The sequence below is a fragment of the Acinetobacter sp. H1(2024) genome, from assembly GCF_046557555.1.
Lineage (GTDB): Bacteria > Pseudomonadota > Gammaproteobacteria > Pseudomonadales > Moraxellaceae > Acinetobacter > Acinetobacter seifertii.
Genome location: NZ_JBKGFO010000010.1, coordinates 45,867 through 63,633 on the forward strand (window position 1 = coordinate 45,867; position 17,767 = coordinate 63,633).

The window sequence follows — 17,767 nt, forward strand, 5'->3', positions numbered from 1 at the left end:
TTTACCTCATACAATTTCCATTGATTAGCTAATAAATACTGGCTATCAATATTACGATCAGCATAGGTTTATAGACTTTTTTGTTTTATCTACATAGAAATGTAAACTGAAACAATCCACTGTAGCCAAAGTAAGACACTATTTTAGAAATTGTATAAAGCCACTACTTATAACTTTTCACTAATCCGAGTAATGCAATTCGTTCTGTTCTAATCGTAAGAAACACAAAAATCTAGCTTATCGTGAGGTTGTTTAAAGCATGTCCATGCATCTTTTTCAGGTTTATCAACAATTTTTTTTGTCTTTAAATTACGATAATAAATGTGTGCATCTTTTAAATTAGATAAGTTACTTCCGACAGAAACACATGGGTCCTCGTTTGAACAAATATTTGATTCTTTAATAAATACTTTAGTATTAGGAAAAATTAATCTTTCAAAGTTAGATGTTGAGTTATTTGTAGAAGAGAGTAAGCAAGTCTCTGTAGTATTTTTACCATTTACGACAAAACAACTTTTACTGACCTCGAAGGGCTCTTGAGCGAATGTCCCCGTTGCATAAGGCAATAGAAATAAAGTAATAAGGCGCTTCATGTTCTTTCTCTCTGTATATTCGATATTTAGCCTAAAACTGCCTATTAATATTTAGACTATATTTAACTGAGTTGCCTATAATACCTCTATTAAGTTTAGTTAAATATTTACTATTTGATAAATTTTACAAAATATTGAAAAAACAGCTAAACAACTGATATATCAAATCAAAAAATTATTGATCTAAAATTTCCCAATCAGTTCCAATTTGTGCCAAAGCAGGTAGTTCATCACTATTAAAAACATTATTTTTACTATCAATAGCGAATCGATAGAGTGGAATTGAATCTGCCTCTGTTTTTTTAAAAAAACTAAAATCTTCGTTGATATGGATTAAGTCCTCTGAGCTATTATCTACTGTTATTTTACTTTTACCCACACCTAAAGGTATGTGTATATAACTTTCACAAGTAATATGAACTCTATTGCCATCCAAATCTTGATATGAACATTTCATATTTAAGCCCTTCCATAATTTTTATAGATGTGTAGGAAAACTTAACATGCTATGCACATAAGTTATGGATTTTTTTATGATGTAATTGTTTAAGTATGTATATCATGTTGAAAAGTGAACTGTTTTCTCTAATTAGGATTGATAGAAATTTTCAAAAAAAGCACCGTTATCGGTGCTTATTTTTATTTACACTTTCCATGAGGACTGTTTATTTCTTCTTTTAAAGAATCAATATCCATTTTAATTAATTCTTTATCATTTGCTAGTTCTCGACCAGATTTCTTCATGAAGGTTTTATACTCCTTAAATCTAGCAATAAGAAATTCATTATATTGTAGTTCAGATTGCATATAAGTACATTCTATTGAATCTAACTTTTTTCTTTGTGCACTGGTTAGATTTTTATTCGCATTCTTTTTTATAAAAGTATCTCTTTGTGCTTGAGCTGTATAGAATTTTTCTAAATGACTATGATATTCCTCTTCAAAACTTGTGTCTGATGCAGCCATACAATTAGTACAAATAAGTAAGCCCAAGATAAAAACTCTTGATTTCATAATATATAATATTCACTTATCATAATTAAAAAGTGCATATTATAAGACAATCATGATCAAATAAAGTAAATAAGTTATATAAAGAAAACCGCCCCAGAAGGCGGTTGCTGAAATTTTCCAGCGATTATAAAAGTGCGGTGGATACACACTTTTATAGGACTTTAGACTAAATTTATTTTTTTATTATTTTTCTTATACTCTTCAGAATTAAAATAATTTTCGATCATTCTGACGTTTTCTTCGGATACTGCTTTTTTATTTTCCAGTACCCTCTGGGCTTCTTTTTTTACATTAAAGTCTGCGGCTATAATACTTGAAAGTGGTGGAAGTTTTGGCTGCCCACCTATCGTAATTTTCTCAATAAAGCTTGCTAACCACATAATATATTCACCCTTATTTTTATATTTAGGCATTAAGCTCATGTCGATTTTAATGGTGCATTCATTTAAAGGTTTACTTAAGCACTCTTCAAAATCTATAAAATTATATTTCAGTTTACAAGGAGTGCCTTTTATCTCTTTTCGAATAATGCTGACTAAATTATTCAGTTGTTCAATCAGGTTGTCAGAAAATAATTTATCTTCTTCAAATCTTTTATAGATCTTTTCGGCAATTGTTATAAATTTTGGCATGGTTCCTTCCCTCTTATTCTAACTTTGTTTGTTAGACTGATTTTTAAGGAAGTATGATGGATATATCATTTCAGTATGTAAGTGTTGAAATGGCAAGTGTAATCAATAAGAGTGTTATGAAACCTGTGCCCATAACTCACCACAGCAAATAATTAAAATGCAAAATTCATCACAATTTATGTGCGGAAAAATTTTATATTTGGTAATAATTTTCTAAAAAAATTAAGCTCATCAATAATATTATTTGACCCAAGTTTTTTCTGATATGTTAGCTAAAAATAGAATATAGGAATATTTGAATTATTTTCATTTACTGCCTTGCTGAATAACGAGGTGATTTAGTCGAAGAATAAAAGTTAACCCTATATTCAGCAAGGTCTTCTATGGTTTATATTTTAGATTGATGCAGCTTATGCACTACTTAGCGCTGCTTCAAACATTTCAATAATTGCTTTGGCTCCTTCAGCCTTTTGCCTTGCGTCCTGATCATCGAAGATAACCGTTTCATCATTGAGTTCACTCACATATCGCCGGGCTTCGTCTAGAGCTCTCCTTAATTTTTGTACTTTGTGTTTGTTTACGTCTTTGGCAATGGTTGGCGCATATCCTCCACGTTTTGCGTTTTTAAGTTGTCTAGCTCTGTTCTCTATTGCTGTAGCCATTCAAACACTCCAACTCACCTAACAAATTTTAGTAAAGCAACTTTATTGTTTGTTATTCTTAAACATTTAGTATTTTCTTTGTTCAAAGTGTCAAATTCGTTACTTAAGCCTCACTCTTTAAAAATTTTGGATCGAGTTTGCTTAAAAATCAGTCTTTTCTAAGTCATGAAACGCGCATAACTCATATAGTCAATTTATACCGCTATTTAATAATAATTTTCCAAAAATATTTATAAATTAATGTATAAAAATATTAAAAAAATGCTATCTACTTGAAAATTCAAAGAAGATAGCATTCTTGTACCACTTACTCTACTGTAAGTTTTTGAAAATCATGGCCTGATGGTGCCTGATACACTCTTAAACCAAACTCAGGCAAAATCGCGATGAGATGGTCAAAAATGTCGGACTGAATTGCTTCATAAGAAACCCATGCAGTGGTATTAGTAAAGGCATAAATCTCTAGTGGTAGACCTTCACTCGTCGGTTGTAATTGACGAACAATTAAAGTTTGATTTTGTGCGATTCCTTTGTGCTGACGCAAATAGAATTCAACATACGCTCTAAATGTTCCGATATTGGTTAAACGTCTTTTGTTATAGCGAGACTGACTACCTAAATGCTTATTGAACTCGTCAATCTCAGATTGTTTAGCATTGAGATATTGATCTAACAATAGAAAATCTTTTAGCTTTTGCTGCTCTTCTTCGGTCATGAAGTGCACACTGCTCTGGTCAATGAAAAGCGAACGCTTCATACGACGGCATCCAGCATTACTCATACCGCGCCAGTTTTTAAAAGTGTCTGTAACAAGTTTATTGGTGGGAATAGTGGTATAGGTTTTATCAAAGTTTTGTACGGTTACAGTATGTAGTGAAATATCAATCACATCACCATCGGCATTTAGCGACGGCATTTCAATCCAGTCTCCTATACGCACCATGTCATAAGAAGCAATTTGTACACTCGCGACCAATGACAAAATTGTATTTTGGAAAACCAACATTAATACGGCTGCCATCGCACCAAAACCAGCAAGCAAGGTAAATACATCCTTTTTAAGGAATGTACCTAAAATCATTAAACCACAGACTACAAACAGGATAAGTTTAACGAGTTGCAAATAGCCCTTAATCGGCTTGTTTCTAGATTTTGGATTACGTTGATAGATTAAATTAAATATATTTAATAATTCACTGATCGTGAGCGCAATAGTCAGGAAAATAAATGCTTGCGCACCCATCTGTACCAAAGCAATTGCTTTTTCAGATAAGTGTGGAACGGTGGTAATACCATTCATAATCACAATAGCAGGAACAATATTGGCAAACCGCTTTATTACACTATGTTGAGCAAATACAGATTGATTAAGTGACTTGATTTTAGTCACTAAATGACGAATACCCCGAACAATAATTCGCTTAGCAATGAAGTTTGCCAATGCAGCAAATAGAATTAAAATTGTGAGTGAAACTATCATTTCTAGCCAAGGATAATTGCTTAACTCAGCCTGAAGATCTCGATAATAATTAAAAAAATTCAAACCTCTACACCTTAAAACTTTATTTTCAATAATTTTAAAGTGTTCGTGTGCTATAGATTAAGACTTGTTTACATATGTCGTCATAAATACAACACGTCTATAATACTTAATCGCTAAATTAGATTAATTTATGGAAATATGATTCATACAGGCAATAAGCTTAAATTTTTAGAAAGTTCTTAAATAATTTCTAACGCAAAGCCGCTTTTATCATTGTAGACCATCTAAATCAGATTTTTGTCCTTTAAGCACATGGTGAATAAATTTACCTAATGCTAAAAATTAGCCATTCGCATTAAATCAAAAATTATGAATGGAGTGACATCTATGCTCACAGGGAATCATCAACTTAAAGCAAGAAAAGTATATTTCGACTTTTCAGAGTCATCTGTATGTTGGATGCCAAATGACCCTCTGTGTTCACATGTTGCTAATGGCATAAATATGCTTTTGCCTGCGGGTGAGTTTTGGTTCTGCCGCGTGTTCAATAAAACTCTACCCTACATTAACGATGAAAAATTAAAACAAGAGGTCGTTGGTTTTGTACGTCAAGAAGCAGCTCATGCTCGTGCCCATGAAAAAGCGCAAGACTTTTTAAGAGAACATGGCTACGACATTCAAGATCCTCTCAATCGTGCTCATCTGGTTTTTAATATTTTATTAGGTGACAAACCTCTTGGTATTCCTTTTTTAAAAGGTGAGAAAGTTGAGGAGTATTGGTTACTATTCCGAGTCGGTGTAATTGCTGCAATTGAGCACTTTACCGGAACGATTGGTCAATGGACTCTCGATAGTAAGTCGTGGGATAAGGCAGATCCTGCCATGGCAGATTTATTCCGTTGGCATCTTGCAGAAGAAGTTGAACATCGCTGTGTTGCCTATGACTTATTTGAGCATTTATTAACAAATAAATTTGGTTTTTATATTTCCAGGCAAGCCATCATGATGGCAGTTTTCCCATTATTTATTTATTTTCTTGCCGATTTCGCCCGTAGTCTTGGACGACAAGATTTGGAACACCAAGATATTCAAAAATTGATGCGTCGAGGTTACATTAATATTATTCGTGAGTTTGAAAAAACTGCTACTCAATCAGATAACCTACCAACAATCAAATATTTATGGAAAGCGACATTAAGATGGGTGTCTCCAAAATTTAATCCGATCCATGAAGGTGACACCGAACAAGCTTTAGCGTATATGGCTCGCTCACCTGCCGTTCAATACTTTGAACAAATGACACAACATTCTGCTACGGCTTCAACACTAAGCTAAATGCTGACCTATTTTTTGTTTTAATCAGCGCCCCTTTATAGGGGCTTTTTTTATGTAAAAAGCATTATTCACAAAATATATCCGTCATTTTTTCCAAAAGATTACTTTTTGTTAGTGTGATCAATTTTTATAAAATAGTAAGTTCCTGCCTATCTGCTTATATTTAAAAACTTAATTTATTTAGCCTTTTACAAAATATAGATTTTATTATTCAAAGAATTAGATCAAAAAAATTAGTGAAAATTCCTATAACTCATCCTACTTTTTCTTTACAAACCGCAACAATCTTGGAATAAATCGTAATAATAATTTAATTAATAATAATTATCATTTACAACACATAAAAACCTGAGAAGATCTGCCATGATCCATGAAAATATTCTCGAATGCATAGGTAAAACGCCACTATTACAACTATCAAGGCTATTCACGCATCAATCAATCTCAGTGATTGCGAAAATGGAATTGTTAAACCCAGGAGGAAGTATTAAAGACCGTCCAGCATTATTCATGCTACGTGAAGGCTTAAAATCTGGAGTAATTCATAAAGATAGTCACATTGTTGAAAGTTCGTCAGGGAACTTAGCGATTGCCCTTGCAATGGCTTGCAAAATATATGGATTAAAATTTACTGCCGTTATTGACCCGAAAATTGCCTCAGCAAACCTACAAATGCTGAAACTTTATAAAGCCAATATCGAAATGGTCTCTGAAAAAGACCAAAACGGCGGATATTTAAAAACCCGAATTGACACCGTAAAACGGCTCTGCCAACAACTGCCAAATGCGGTTTGGATTAATCAATATGCCAATCCAAACAACTGGAAAAGCCATTACTTTGGTGAAGCAGAAGAAATCTTAAATCAAATTGATCGGAAGATTGATTACCTCGTAATTGGGGCAAGTACCTCCGGCACGATTATGGGCGTATCTCGTCGTCTTAAAGAGAAATTCCCAGAATTAAAAGTCATCGCGGTCGATATTGTCGGTTCGGTATTGTTCGGTGGCACATCTGGTCCACGTGAAATTCCCGGCATTGGAGCAAGTACTGTCCCACCACTACTCTCCCCTGATGAAATTGATGATGTCATTTATGTAGATGACTATGAATCGGCACTCGGTTGTAGAGAACTTCTTGAACATGAAGGAATCTTTGCAGGCGGTTCGAGCGGCTCGTCCATTTCAGCCATAAAAAAACTGATTCCAACCATTCCCGAAGGTTCATGCGTCTTAACGTTGCTGCCCGATCGAGGCGACCGCTATCTCGATCTTGTTTATGAAGATGAATGGTTCGAAATGATCAAGAAACGTCACTTCAATCGAAACTTACGACGTCAAGAAAACCTTACTTTACAAAATGTTGTTTAACTTTCTCCTTAGGACATATTCATGAGCAATTTGGCTACCCTTCGCTATTTAAGTCAATCAGATTTATTAAATCTTGGCGCAAATCATAGTAATTCATTTATTGAAGCAATTACTGAAGGTTTAACCCTGCATGCAAATAAACAGTTTGTACAACCTTTAAAACCTTATCTTCGCTGGCAAGGTGCAGACCATATTGCGGACCGTATTATTGCAATGCCTTGCTATTTAGGTGGCAAAGACCCGATTGCCGGAATCAAATGGATTGGTTCAAGACAACATAACCCTAAAAAATTCAATATTCCGCGTGCCAGCGCACTGATTGTTTTAAATGATTCAGAAACAAATTATCCGGTTGCAGTGATGGAAGGCAGCCTCATCAGTGCCATGCGAACTGCGGCAATTACGGGTGTTTCTATTAAGTATTTAGCGAAAAAGGACTTTTCAGACATTACCGTAATTGGCTGCGGTCCAATTGCTCAAATGCAGATTAAAACTGTACTTGAGCAATACGCTCAAGTGAAAAAAATCCATTTATTTGATGTAAACCCTGAAGCGGCTGAAAAACTCAAAGCATTGTTCTTATCAAAATATCCGAATCTAGAAATTGAAATTCATGACAGTGCTAAGTCTGCAATTCAGCAAGCCGATGTCCTCATTACCTGTACCGTTTCAGATAAGCCTTACATTCCGTTTGAGTGGCTTAAAAAAGGCTGCTTTGTTTCAAACATTTCAATTATGGACATCGAACCCGAAGTCTTCTTAAAAGTAGACAAAGTGATTGTAGATGACTGGGACCAATCAAACCGAGAAAAGAAAGTCATCAACGTGTTGGTTGAAGATGGCTTGTTCAGTCGTGAAAAACTGCATGCTGAACTTGGCGACATCATTATTGGTCATAAAAACGGCCGTGAACACGAAGATGAAATCATTTTGCTCAACCCAATGGGCATGGCAATTGACGATATTGTCTGCGCGAAGTGGTTCTTCAATGCTGCACAAGAACAAAACGTTGGCACGGTTCTACCGCTTTTATAAGAATAGGAATAACTAAAATGTTAGATCGGATTTACACAGCACAACTACAAAAAACGATAGATGCCCTCTACATGGAGAATTATGGAGATTTTAAAGATCATATTTCCTATAAAAAGCCTTATCTGGCAATTACTCTCAATGATGAGTTGGAACTCTATTTCAGCTGTTTAAAAGTAGATGGTGTAAATCCTTTCTATGTTACCCAACCCGAAGTTTTACTTCATAACCTCTTAAGCAATACAACATCTAAAGTTTCGATTTCTGAAATTTTTAACTATTTAACTCAAGCAACTTGGTGGCCGTCACCACACCATCAAAAAGCGATTGATTATTGGCTAGACAATTTAGTAACGGCTAAAAAAATTCCTCAAATTTTACAGTCAGCACTTTCATTTTCTTCGCCTTTAATCAAAAGCGAGTTGCTATCGCTGGTCGCTGACCGCCCATTTCATCCATTCGCGCACTCAAAAGGTGAACTCGCACCACTCACAACTCAAAAAGAAATTGAGGTGTATTGGTGGGCCTTTAAGAAGGATGACGTGATCAATAATATGGAGTCGATTCCTCACAAAGAGCTTCTGTTATCAGAAGTTGAGGAAAGTCTTATTACTAACAAAATGGCTGAGCTTTCAGATGACTACTTAGCCCTTCCTTTGTTAGAGACGCAACATCGCTATTTAAAGTTTGATGAAAATAAGTACGGCGGTATTGACCTAAACCACGTCACCACAATTGGTTTACCGACTTCTTCTTTAAGAACCCTTATTCACAACGCAAACCCTACTCTACATTTAAAACTCTCAACCAATGCCAAAACATTAGGTGCAATCCGCTCTATGCCAGGCCGTTATTTAATGAATGGGCATACGGCTTATGATTTTTTAAATGACGTCATTAATGAAACTGCTTTAATAAAAAATCGTCTCTTTTTAAGTAATGAAACGCACTGGTGGGTGCTGGGTAAACAAGAGCAGATTGTAAAGAATTTAGGTGTAATTGGTTGCCAAGTCCGACATTTACCTGACTTTTGCCAAGACAAAAATGTCACATCAATCACTATGTCAGCTTTAAGCTGTACCTATGTTGACCCTTGGGAAACTTTAGGCATTAAGGGTGACAAATGGACATTACTAAAAGACTTAAGCGTTCATTTTATTCAAACATTCTTAACGCTTTGGGCAAAAGGAATCATGCCTGAATGCCACGGGCAAAACACCATGGTGTGTTATGAAAATAACAAGTTGAAATGCTTTATTTTACGTGACCACGATACCTTAAGAATATGTACCACAGCCATTGAAGAAAGCGGTTTTACACCTCCGGTTTATACCATTGATACCAGCACGCCGAACAATCTTATCTTTACTAAAAATGAGGACTTATTTAATTACTTCATTACCCTAGGGATTCAAATTAACCTCTACCCGATTGCTCTAGCTACCTTGAAATATACGGATCGTACAGAAAGCGATTTTTGGGAGATGGTTCAAGACATTATTCAAGATTTTGTAGAAACCCAAGCCATTTCAGAACAAACAAAATCGCAAATTCAAACTTATCTTTTCGACAATAGAACTTGGCCATTTAAACAGCTCCTTACGCCTTTACTTGCGCAAGAAAGCGACTCAACAGGCATGCCAAGTAAAATCGGAAGTACACCAAACCCTTATCACAGCTTATCTGTTTCTAGCTATGAGACCATGGATATCTAAATCATGCGCTCATCTCGCCTAGATCATTTCATTATTTTGCTCTGTCAGTTTTTTTCCACTTTTGGGCTTATGGTGCTGATTCCAATCATGCCGCTCTATATGGAAAAACTGACGGCGCATATGAGTGCTCCCACTATCTGGGCAGGTTTAGCACTCGCGGCTCCAGCTATTGGCAGCTTATTTACAGCGCCGATTGTGGGACACCTATCCGACACATTCGGCCATAAAAAAGCCTTGCTACTTTCTCTGGCTGGTTTCTGTATTTCAATACTGCTCATGGCAAGCGCCCAGCATTTATACCTATTTATTTTCGCGCGAATTTTACTCGGTTTTTGCGGTCTTTCCGTGATTTCAAATGCTTATGTTTCATATCTTTCCAACGAGCAACAACGTGGTGCCGCTTTTGGACAACTGCAAAGTAGTGTTGCGCTCGCTTGCCTATGTGGCCCCGTGCTCGGCGGGATATTTATGGATCAATGGCGGGTTGAAGTATTACTCAACGCGACAGCATTTGTTGTGATGACCTTAATTTTGATTGCGTCATTTGTATTAACCAATCCCGTTAAAGCAGAGGTCACAAAAACCAAAGAGAAATCTAAGCTTCCAGCTTTCTTTGATAGAACGATTTTTTCATGGTTAAGCGCTGGCATTTTAGTTCAAGCGGGCGGCTTTGGTTTGGTGTCTTGCTTCGTTTTATACATTAGCGAAATAAGTCAAAGCAGTCACTCTTCGTTATCTGCCGCGAGCTTAACTGGAACTATTCATGCGCTTTCATGGGGAGCAGCCTTTATTGCTGCGACCTATTGGGGAAAACGAAATGATGATAAGGGAGATTCTTTTAATAACTTCGTTTACGCGTCTTTAATTTGCGGTATCACGATTTTCGCATTGATCTGGGTTTCGAATATTTGGCTGGTTCTTATATTACGACTCATACAAGGCTTTTGCTTTGCAGCCCTGATTCCTTCGATCTTACACACTATTTCTCTAAAAGCTGGCGCTCAAAGCCAAGGAAAAGTGATTGGTATTTCTAACAGTGCCTTTGTCTTAGGACAGCTTATTGGCCCAATCACCATCACGCTCACCTACTCATTTTTCAATATCACCGCTGCATTAATCTGCACCTCACTATTTTTTATCGGTGCGGGATTAGTAGTGATTTTGAACAGATTCTTAATGGATACAATTTTAAAAGAGGCACAAGAATGAACTCAATTATTACAACAGATGCATGGTCTTATAAACTTTTCGAACAGTACCTGAATACTTTCTTTCGTGAACTCAAAGTAGATCTTGAAGAATGCATTATTCCAGCTCAAGACTCTCCTTTATTCACCCTATATGCAGAGCAACCAAATACCCTGTATTTTGCTTATACATTTCATGCATCTAACACAGTTGTTTATGGCGCAGTTCAGCATCTATCCACCACTGGTTATCATAGATATCAACGTGGTTTTGTTCTGCAAAACTTAAACGACAATACATTTGACTCGCTCACCGACCCTAAGCAGTTAGTGAAGCTGATTACAGATGAACTGAATAGCTTATTTAAAGATAAAAACCACAATAAAAATCTGTACTCCGATATTGCCAATAGTATCGAGAACACAAAATTCTTTTTAGAAAATAGACCTTCCAAAACAGCAACTAAAGCATTGAGTGGTTTTCAGGCTACTGAACAAGGCATGTTATACGGGCACCCTTTTCATGTGACCTCTAAAGCCAATTTAGGTTTTTCTAAAGAGGACATGAAAAAGTATAGCCCCGAGTTAGGTGCAAGTTTTCAACTCCATTACTTTGCGGTTCATTCGTCTTTAATTCAAAAACTGGTCAGTGAAGAACAACCTTCTCACCATATTGAAGATGAAGTTTTAGAAAAAGCAAAAGATCGTTTGCAAGAAAACTTAGCACATTACGAGCTAATGCCAACCCACCCTTGGCAAGCTAATTTCTTACTTCAACATCCATCGTTAAAGAAATATTTAGACAGCCAAGACGTGATCTATCTGGGAGCCTTAGGTCAAACCGTATGGCCGACCTCATCCGTTCGCACAGTATGGCTACCTCAATCGAATCTTTTCTTAAAACTCTCAATTGATGTACGAATTACCAGTTTCATTCGTAATAACCCAATGGATGAAATGGAACGTGCCATTGATGCGAGCAAAATTATTATTAATCACAAGATTAATGAACAATATCCTGACCTTGTGATTCTGCCAGAGTTAGAGGCAAAAACAGTCAAAATTCCAGAGTTAGAAAGTTCATTTGGCATTATTTATAGAGCAGGACTCACGCCAGATGTATTAGAAAATACCCGAATGCTAGGCGGCTTGGTTGAAGAAAACGAAAACCATGAAATCCCACTTTTAAGCTTTATCCAACAAGCAGCACCAAATCAAAACTTACAATCGAACGATGCCAAAGACTTCATTACTTTCTGGTGGAAACAGTACGTTAAAGTTTCGCTTATTCCATTAGTTGAGTTGTTTGCAAACAAAGGCATTAGCGTAGAAGCGCACATGCAAAACAGCTTAATGGAATTTAAAAATGGCTATCCACATCGTCTTATTCTTCGAGATATGGAAGGCATTAGCATTGTTCCAGAAATGATAGAAGACGACTCATCTATTTCTGAAGATAGTACCGTTTGGTTCTCTCAAAAAGATGCTTGGACCTTTTTAAAATATTACCTCGTAATCAATCACATTGCTCATCTCATCAGCGCAATTTCGCGAGTTACGGCCATTGAAGAATCTGAGCTTTGGCAAGCCACCCGCCTTACGCTCACACAAGAAAACTTTAGCGCCAAAGGCCAACAGTATCGCGATTTATTAATTCATTCACACACATTACCAATCAAGGCAAATATGTTAAATACGCTCTACCACAGTGGTGGCAATCCAATCTGGATTGAAGTTGAAAATCCTATTTATAAATATCGCGGCGCAGAAGCACTTTGCCCCCTTCAACCAACACAACAAATCAATTATAAAACCATCGCGGAAAACCGCGTGATGGGTCAATTACTAGAAGCACTCATTTTTGAAAATACTTTTAAATACGAGTTTTCTAAAGGTCAGATCAAGTTCTATATTTCCGATACCGTCTTTTATACCTGTGCGGCCAAACGACACTTTAGTTTTAAACGAATTAAATTAGATCCTTCAACCTTAATCCGTTCTGATATTACTTTAGACACTGAAACTCGCCCTAACTTAAAAATACTACTTGCCGACCTCAAAAATATTATTGAAGCAGACCCAGTTAAATGGCAAAACTTTAATGATGAGCTGAATTTAACTTACGTTAAACATGCGCAAACTTTAAGCCAAGCCCCTGCTCAACCTTTAAGAACTTTGCCTTACTTAGAACAAGAAGCACGGATTACCAACGCACATTTATATCACCCGAGTTTTAAGTCTCGTATTGGCTTCGATTTAAAAGAAAATCAAAAATATGCACCAGAGCTTTCTGAAGGTTTTACGGTTCAATGGGTAGCGACTCATAACAGCTTATGCAAGCTGGTTTTAAGCGAAACCATTAACTTAGAGCAGCTCTATAAACAGCATTTTTCAGAAAAAGATCTACAAGCCATTAATGATCAATTGAAAGAGCAAAATGTAGATTTTAAAGATTATATCCTCACCCCAATTCACCCGTGGCAGTGGGATAAAATTATTGAATTATATTATCAAGATGCGATTAGCAACCAACTGATCATTCCGTTAGATATTGAAGGTCCGACTTATTTACCACAGCAGTCGATTCGAACCTTGTCGAATATTAGCGACATCTCAGCGCTTTCTCTTAAGTTGGCAATGAACTTGGTCAATACTTCGACCTCTCGCGTATTGGCACCGCATACCGTTCAAAATGCGGCAAGAATGAGTGACTGGCTTTATAATATTGTTGAACAAGACCCTATTTTAGAAAAACAGCGCAAACCTGTTATTTTAAGAGAGATCGGCGGTCTTTCAGTGAACCAGCCGACTGCTATACCTGTTCAATACGGCGCACTCGCCTGCATTTGGCGCGAAAGTATTTACAGCTACTTAAAAGAAGGTGAATCGGCCACGCCAGTAACAGGTTTGATGCAAGTTGATATTGACCAAAAACCTCTTATTGATGAGTGGATTCAAGAGTACGGTATTGAGTTCTGGTTAGAAAAATTACTCACCAATGCTTATTTACCCATCATGCATATTTTATGGTGCCACGGCCTCGCTTTAGAGTCACATGCGCAAAACATGGTACTGATTCATAAAAATGGCTTACCTGTTAAAGCGGCCTTGAAAGATTTCCATGATGGAATTCGTTTTAGTCGTCATCTTTTACGTGAGCCGAACCTTTTACCTAACTTACAAGATGCACCAAAGGAACATGCAAAAATTAACCCGAACTCATTCTTAGAAACCCACTCTCCAAATGAGTTAAGAGACTTTACTCAAGATGCGCTGTGGTTTGTAAATCTGGCTGAGTTAGCAATTTTCTTAAATGAACATTATGACTTCGATGAAATCAAATTCTGGACCATGTTAAGAATCATCATCAATCAGCATAAAGAAGCTCATCCAGAGTTTAGCGAACGATATGAATTGTTTAACTTTACAGATGACACCATCGATATTGAACAGCTCGCAAGCCGCCGTTTTCTTCCAGAAATTCGTTTAAGAGTACAAACCACGCCAAACCCGCTCAGCCTCATTAAGGAAATTGAATATGAATAAGCATTCGATTTCTTTTAAGAAACGAATAGCAAATGGTGAGACACTCTACGGAATATTTTGTTCCGTAGCTTCTCCGATTAATGTTGAACAACTGGCACTTGCGGGCTATGACTTTATTATTATCGACTTGGAACATACTTTATTTAGTACGTCTCAAGTCGAGACCATGATTTTAGCTGCTAGAGCTATGAGCCTCGATGTGTTTGTAAGAGTGCCTTTAAACGCTAACCATTTAGTTCTACCTCTGCTCGATGCAGGGGTAACAGGCATTGTGTTTCCACGTATTGAAAATGCTCAGCAAGCTCAAGAAGCTGTGAACTATTGCCACTATATGCCGCTTGGGCTAAGAGGACTCAACTCGACCAGATTAAATCGATATGGCATAGACGATTTAGCGAGTTTTGTTCAACAAGCCTCAAACGAGACTGTTGTCATTGCCATGATTGAAAGCTTAGAAGGACTAGAACAACTAGATGAAATTTTAAAAGTTGAAGGTATAGATATTATTCTGGAAGGTGCTGCCGACCTTTCTCAATCGATGGGAATGCCGTGGCAAACCAGCCATCCAAAGGTGAAAGAAAAAGTTCAAGAGATGTATACAAAGACTAAAAATAGTCAAAAGCATTTCTGTGCTATTCCCCGACAACCTGAAGATATTGCAGCTTGGAAACAACAATCCGTTCAGCTTTTTGTACTCGGTGATGACCGCAGCATTATCCGTCGTGCCCATCAAAACCATCTAAATACCTTTAAGAGCATTTCATAACTGTTCACATCTTTTTAGGGGAATAAAAGCCTATTCCCCTAATTCATTGAATAAATTTCAAATATATTATTTTAAAGCAATTAATAATATTGTTAATTACAATGATTCTCATTTATAATTCGGTCAATTTAAAATCACTCTCAGGGCGAGACAATGGGAAATAAGAAAAGTAATAAGCTTTTAACGAGGAAATCTGAAGTTAAAAATATCATTCCACTTCTTTCACTTGGTGGAGCCATTATTCTTTCAAACTCAGCATTTGCAGCTTCAACTTCTGATACAACAGAAACAGAAAAAAAGCCTGAAGCCCTTCCTACCATTACTATTACCGCTTCACGTGCAGATGAACTCTCTACCTCTGCTAAGCAAGTCACCAAGCTTGATGAAAAACAAATTGAACTTTTAAAAAATGGATCGTCTGGCAACATTGCGACTGTTTTAGCCAAAGCCGTACCGGGCCTATCGGACTCAAGCCGAACCATCACCGATTATGGTCAAACTTTACGTGGCCGTAATGCGCTTATTTTGGTGGATGGCGTTCCTATGAACCTTACACGTGATACAGCGAGAGGACTTTCAGCCATTGACCCTGAAAGTATTGCCAACATTGAAGTGATTCGTGGTAGTAACGCAATTTACGGTGGCGGCGCAGCGGGCGGTATTATTTCAATTACTACAAAAGCTGCGGGTGGTGAACCTACGGCTAAAACCGTCGTTGGACTTCAAACACCACTTACAAATCTGCGTTCTAATGCTTTAAGTGGTGATATTCATCAGTATTTTACAGGCAGTTTTAACGCCTTTGACTATGTACTCGACTTTGGTTACCAACGTATTGGTAGCCCGTACGATGCAAGTGGTGATCGTGTTGCACCAGAACCAAGTCAGGGCGACCTTTACGACTCAAATGGTTATAGCATCGGTGGTAAGCTGGGTTATCACATTGATGACAACCAATATCTACAGTTTGCTGCAAACTACTATAATGCCGAGCAAGACTCAGATTATGCATCTGACCCAAGTGTAAAAAAAGCTCCAGCAGGAACTGTGCCAGCCAAAGCCATTAAAGGCTTAAAGCTCAAAGACCAAAATAAAAACGAAAACCAAATCTACAATTTGACCTATAACCATAAAGACTTTTTTGGTAATAAGGTTGATGCTCAAATTTATTACCGCGACTTCTTTACCCGTTTTTCACCGTTTGATGCCCGTGCAAATGCCAACCGTGGTAAACAAGTCGACCAGATTTATCAAGAAAATAACGTACTCGGTAGCCGCTTAACCGTGACCACTCCCCTTGAGTTTTTAGGTGATACCTCATTGGTTTGGGGTGGTGACTTTAGCCGTGAAAAAAGCGAAATGCCTTTAGATATTTTCGACCCTAATATTTATGACCAATCTGGCGGTTTAGAGTTTGTAAAAATCGGAAAACTGATTTATTTACCTGAACTGACCACGCAAAGTGTCGGTGGTTTTGTGCAGTTAAAACACCGCTTTAATGACCAATGGTCAGCAGAAGCTGGTACGCGCTATGAAGACAGCTATGCCCAAATTGATAGCTTTGTTCCATTGTCACAATTAGGCAAAACCAATCCTTACACGGTTCCAGGCGGAAAAGTAAAAGCTGATGCATGGTTGTACAATGCTAATGTGACTTTCTCACCAAACGACCAGCACTCGATTTATGCATCGTTTAACCAAGGTTTTCAGTTACCTGATGTTGGTTTAATTATTCGTAATGCTGGTGAAGGTTTTAACCTTGGATCATCATTCTTAGAGCCTGTAAAAGTTGATAACTACGAACTCGGCTGGAAAGGTAACTTTAATAACTTCTCTTCAAGCTTAGCGGTGTTCCACTCTACTTCTGACTTAGGTGCTGTGCAATCATTCAACAATGGTTTAGTACTGGCTCGAACGAAAGAGAAAGTTACTGGGGTTGAAGCAACACTTGATTATCTTGATGATGCAAATGTATGGGGAACTGGCGGTAGTGTTACGTGGATGAAAGGCCGTGAAAAACCTCAAAACGGTTCTGAACAAGACATGACGGGCTTCCGTATTCCACCATTAAAACTCACAGCTTATGTTTCTTATAGTCCAACTGAAACTTGGACGAACCGATTACAAGCAACTTACTTCGGTTCAGAAGATTACCGTCTAAATGGTGTAAACAGTTTTGGTCGCTACGACGTAAAATCTTATACCACAGCAGATTTAATCAGTAGCTTTGCGCTGAACAAGAAAGACACCATGACCATTGGTTTAGAAAACATGTTTAACCGCAAGTACTACCCGCTTTATAGCCAATTACTAAGAACAAGCGATAACACTAGCCACTTACTTGCAAATGGTATAACGCTTAAAGTGACTTATAGTCATAAGTGGTAAGAACTTTGCTGAGTTCCTAATACAGTAAAAGCCCCGACCTCGGGGC

General features: G+C 37.2%; 14 protein-coding genes. 8 read left to right on the top strand and 6 right to left on the bottom strand.

What is annotated here, in order from left to right:
• Positions 1-209 precede the first annotated feature (209 nt).
• The 6 genes from ACLCEG_RS18575 to ACLCEG_RS18600 all read right to left on the bottom strand — a co-directional run bounded on the left by ACLCEG_RS18575 (position 210) and on the right by ACLCEG_RS18600 (position 4,444).
• Positions 210-593, bottom strand: a complete 384-nt coding sequence (locus ACLCEG_RS18575; RefSeq protein WP_068935445.1) for a hypothetical protein — start codon at positions 591-593, stop codon at positions 210-212.
• Between the two features lie 175 nt (positions 594-768).
• Positions 769-1,050, bottom strand: coding sequence for a hypothetical protein (locus ACLCEG_RS18580; protein WP_410568724.1), 282 nt, complete (start codon positions 1,048-1,050; stop codon positions 769-771).
• Between the two features lie 182 nt (positions 1,051-1,232).
• Positions 1,233-1,559: a hypothetical protein gene (locus ACLCEG_RS18585; protein ID WP_410568726.1), complete on the bottom strand. Its 327-nt coding sequence runs from the start codon at positions 1,557-1,559 to the stop codon at positions 1,233-1,235.
• A gap of 209 nt (positions 1,560-1,768) precedes the next feature.
• A complete protein-coding gene (locus ACLCEG_RS18590) occupies positions 1,769-2,239 on the bottom strand; it encodes a hypothetical protein (RefSeq protein ID WP_077169279.1) in 471 nt (156 codons plus the stop codon).
• A gap of 410 nt (positions 2,240-2,649) precedes the next feature.
• Positions 2,650-2,901, bottom strand: coding sequence for a hypothetical protein (locus ACLCEG_RS18595; protein ID WP_016804989.1), 252 nt, complete (start codon positions 2,899-2,901; stop codon positions 2,650-2,652).
• A gap of 307 nt (positions 2,902-3,208) precedes the next feature.
• Positions 3,209-4,444 (bottom strand): mechanosensitive ion channel family protein, encoded by a 1,236-nt coding sequence (locus tag ACLCEG_RS18600; RefSeq protein WP_004701012.1) that lies wholly within the window; start codon positions 4,442-4,444, stop codon positions 3,209-3,211.
• Positions 4,445-4,771: 327 nt separating this feature from the next.
• Here ACLCEG_RS18600 and ACLCEG_RS18605 point away from each other — a divergent pair, with 327 nt between their 5' ends.
• The 8 genes from ACLCEG_RS18605 to ACLCEG_RS18640 all read left to right on the top strand — a co-directional run bounded on the left by ACLCEG_RS18605 (position 4,772) and on the right by ACLCEG_RS18640 (position 17,721).
• Positions 4,772-5,719 (top strand): metal-dependent hydrolase, encoded by a 948-nt coding sequence (locus ACLCEG_RS18605; protein WP_039254101.1) that lies wholly within the window; start codon positions 4,772-4,774, stop codon positions 5,717-5,719.
• 363 nt (positions 5,720-6,082) lie between these two features.
• The gene (sbnA, locus tag ACLCEG_RS18610; RefSeq protein ID WP_410568728.1) at positions 6,083-7,087 is read left to right on the top strand and encodes a 2,3-diaminopropionate biosynthesis protein SbnA; all 1,005 of its coding nucleotides are present in this window, start codon (positions 6,083-6,085) and stop codon (positions 7,085-7,087) included.
• Positions 7,088-7,108: 21 nt separating this feature from the next.
• A complete protein-coding gene (sbnB, locus tag ACLCEG_RS18615) occupies positions 7,109-8,122 on the top strand; it encodes a 2,3-diaminopropionate biosynthesis protein SbnB (protein ID WP_274786163.1) in 1,014 nt (337 codons plus the stop codon).
• A gap of 71 nt (positions 8,123-8,193) precedes the next feature.
• Positions 8,194-9,834, top strand: coding sequence for an IucA/IucC family protein (locus tag ACLCEG_RS18620; protein WP_410568758.1), 1,641 nt, complete (start codon positions 8,194-8,196; stop codon positions 9,832-9,834).
• Between the two features lie 3 nt (positions 9,835-9,837).
• Positions 9,838-11,043, top strand: a complete 1,206-nt coding sequence (locus ACLCEG_RS18625; RefSeq protein WP_410568731.1) for an MFS transporter — start codon at positions 9,838-9,840, stop codon at positions 11,041-11,043.
• A complete protein-coding gene (locus ACLCEG_RS18630) occupies positions 11,040-14,567 on the top strand; it encodes an IucA/IucC family protein (protein WP_410568733.1) in 3,528 nt (1,175 codons plus the stop codon). The genes ACLCEG_RS18625 and ACLCEG_RS18630 overlap by 4 nt, the downstream gene beginning before the upstream one ends.
• Positions 14,560-15,333, top strand: coding sequence for an HpcH/HpaI aldolase family protein (locus ACLCEG_RS18635; RefSeq protein ID WP_410568735.1), 774 nt, complete (start codon positions 14,560-14,562; stop codon positions 15,331-15,333). Before ACLCEG_RS18630 ends, ACLCEG_RS18635 begins: the two co-directional genes overlap by 8 nt.
• A gap of 153 nt (positions 15,334-15,486) precedes the next feature.
• Positions 15,487-17,721 (top strand): TonB-dependent receptor, encoded by a 2,235-nt coding sequence (locus tag ACLCEG_RS18640; RefSeq protein WP_410568737.1) that lies wholly within the window; start codon positions 15,487-15,489, stop codon positions 17,719-17,721.
• The last annotated feature ends 46 nt before the right edge of the window (positions 17,722-17,767 follow it).

What these genes read in the sequence shown, in the direction of transcription:
- ACLCEG_RS18575 (WP_068935445.1), bottom strand. Translation starts at nt 593, where the DNA reads ATGAAGCGCCTTATTACTTTATTTCTATTGCCTTATGCAACGGGGACA.
- ACLCEG_RS18580 (WP_410568724.1), bottom strand. Translation starts at nt 1,050, where the DNA reads ATGAAATGTTCATATCAAGATTTGGATGGCAATAGAGTTCATATTACT.
- ACLCEG_RS18585 (WP_410568726.1), bottom strand. Translation starts at nt 1,559, where the DNA reads ATGGCTGCATCAGACACAAGTTTTGAAGAGGAATATCATAGTCATTTA.
- ACLCEG_RS18590 (WP_077169279.1), bottom strand. Translation starts at nt 2,239, where the DNA reads ATGCCAAAATTTATAACAATTGCCGAAAAGATCTATAAAAGATTTGAA.
- ACLCEG_RS18595 (WP_016804989.1), bottom strand. Translation starts at nt 2,901, where the DNA reads ATGGCTACAGCAATAGAGAACAGAGCTAGACAACTTAAAAACGCAAAA.
- ACLCEG_RS18605 (WP_039254101.1), top strand. Translation starts at nt 4,772, where the DNA reads ATGCTCACAGGGAATCATCAACTTAAAGCAAGAAAAGTATATTTCGAC.
- sbnA (WP_410568728.1), top strand. Translation starts at nt 6,083, where the DNA reads ATGATCCATGAAAATATTCTCGAATGCATAGGTAAAACGCCACTATTA.
- sbnB (WP_274786163.1), top strand. Translation starts at nt 7,109, where the DNA reads ATGAGCAATTTGGCTACCCTTCGCTATTTAAGTCAATCAGATTTATTA.
- ACLCEG_RS18620 (WP_410568758.1), top strand. Translation starts at nt 8,194, where the DNA reads ATGGAGAATTATGGAGATTTTAAAGATCATATTTCCTATAAAAAGCCT.
- ACLCEG_RS18625 (WP_410568731.1), top strand. Translation starts at nt 9,838, where the DNA reads ATGCGCTCATCTCGCCTAGATCATTTCATTATTTTGCTCTGTCAGTTT.
- ACLCEG_RS18630 (WP_410568733.1), top strand. Translation starts at nt 11,040, where the DNA reads ATGAACTCAATTATTACAACAGATGCATGGTCTTATAAACTTTTCGAA.
- ACLCEG_RS18635 (WP_410568735.1), top strand. Translation starts at nt 14,560, where the DNA reads ATGAATAAGCATTCGATTTCTTTTAAGAAACGAATAGCAAATGGTGAG.
- ACLCEG_RS18640 (WP_410568737.1), top strand. Translation starts at nt 15,487, where the DNA reads ATGGGAAATAAGAAAAGTAATAAGCTTTTAACGAGGAAATCTGAAGTT.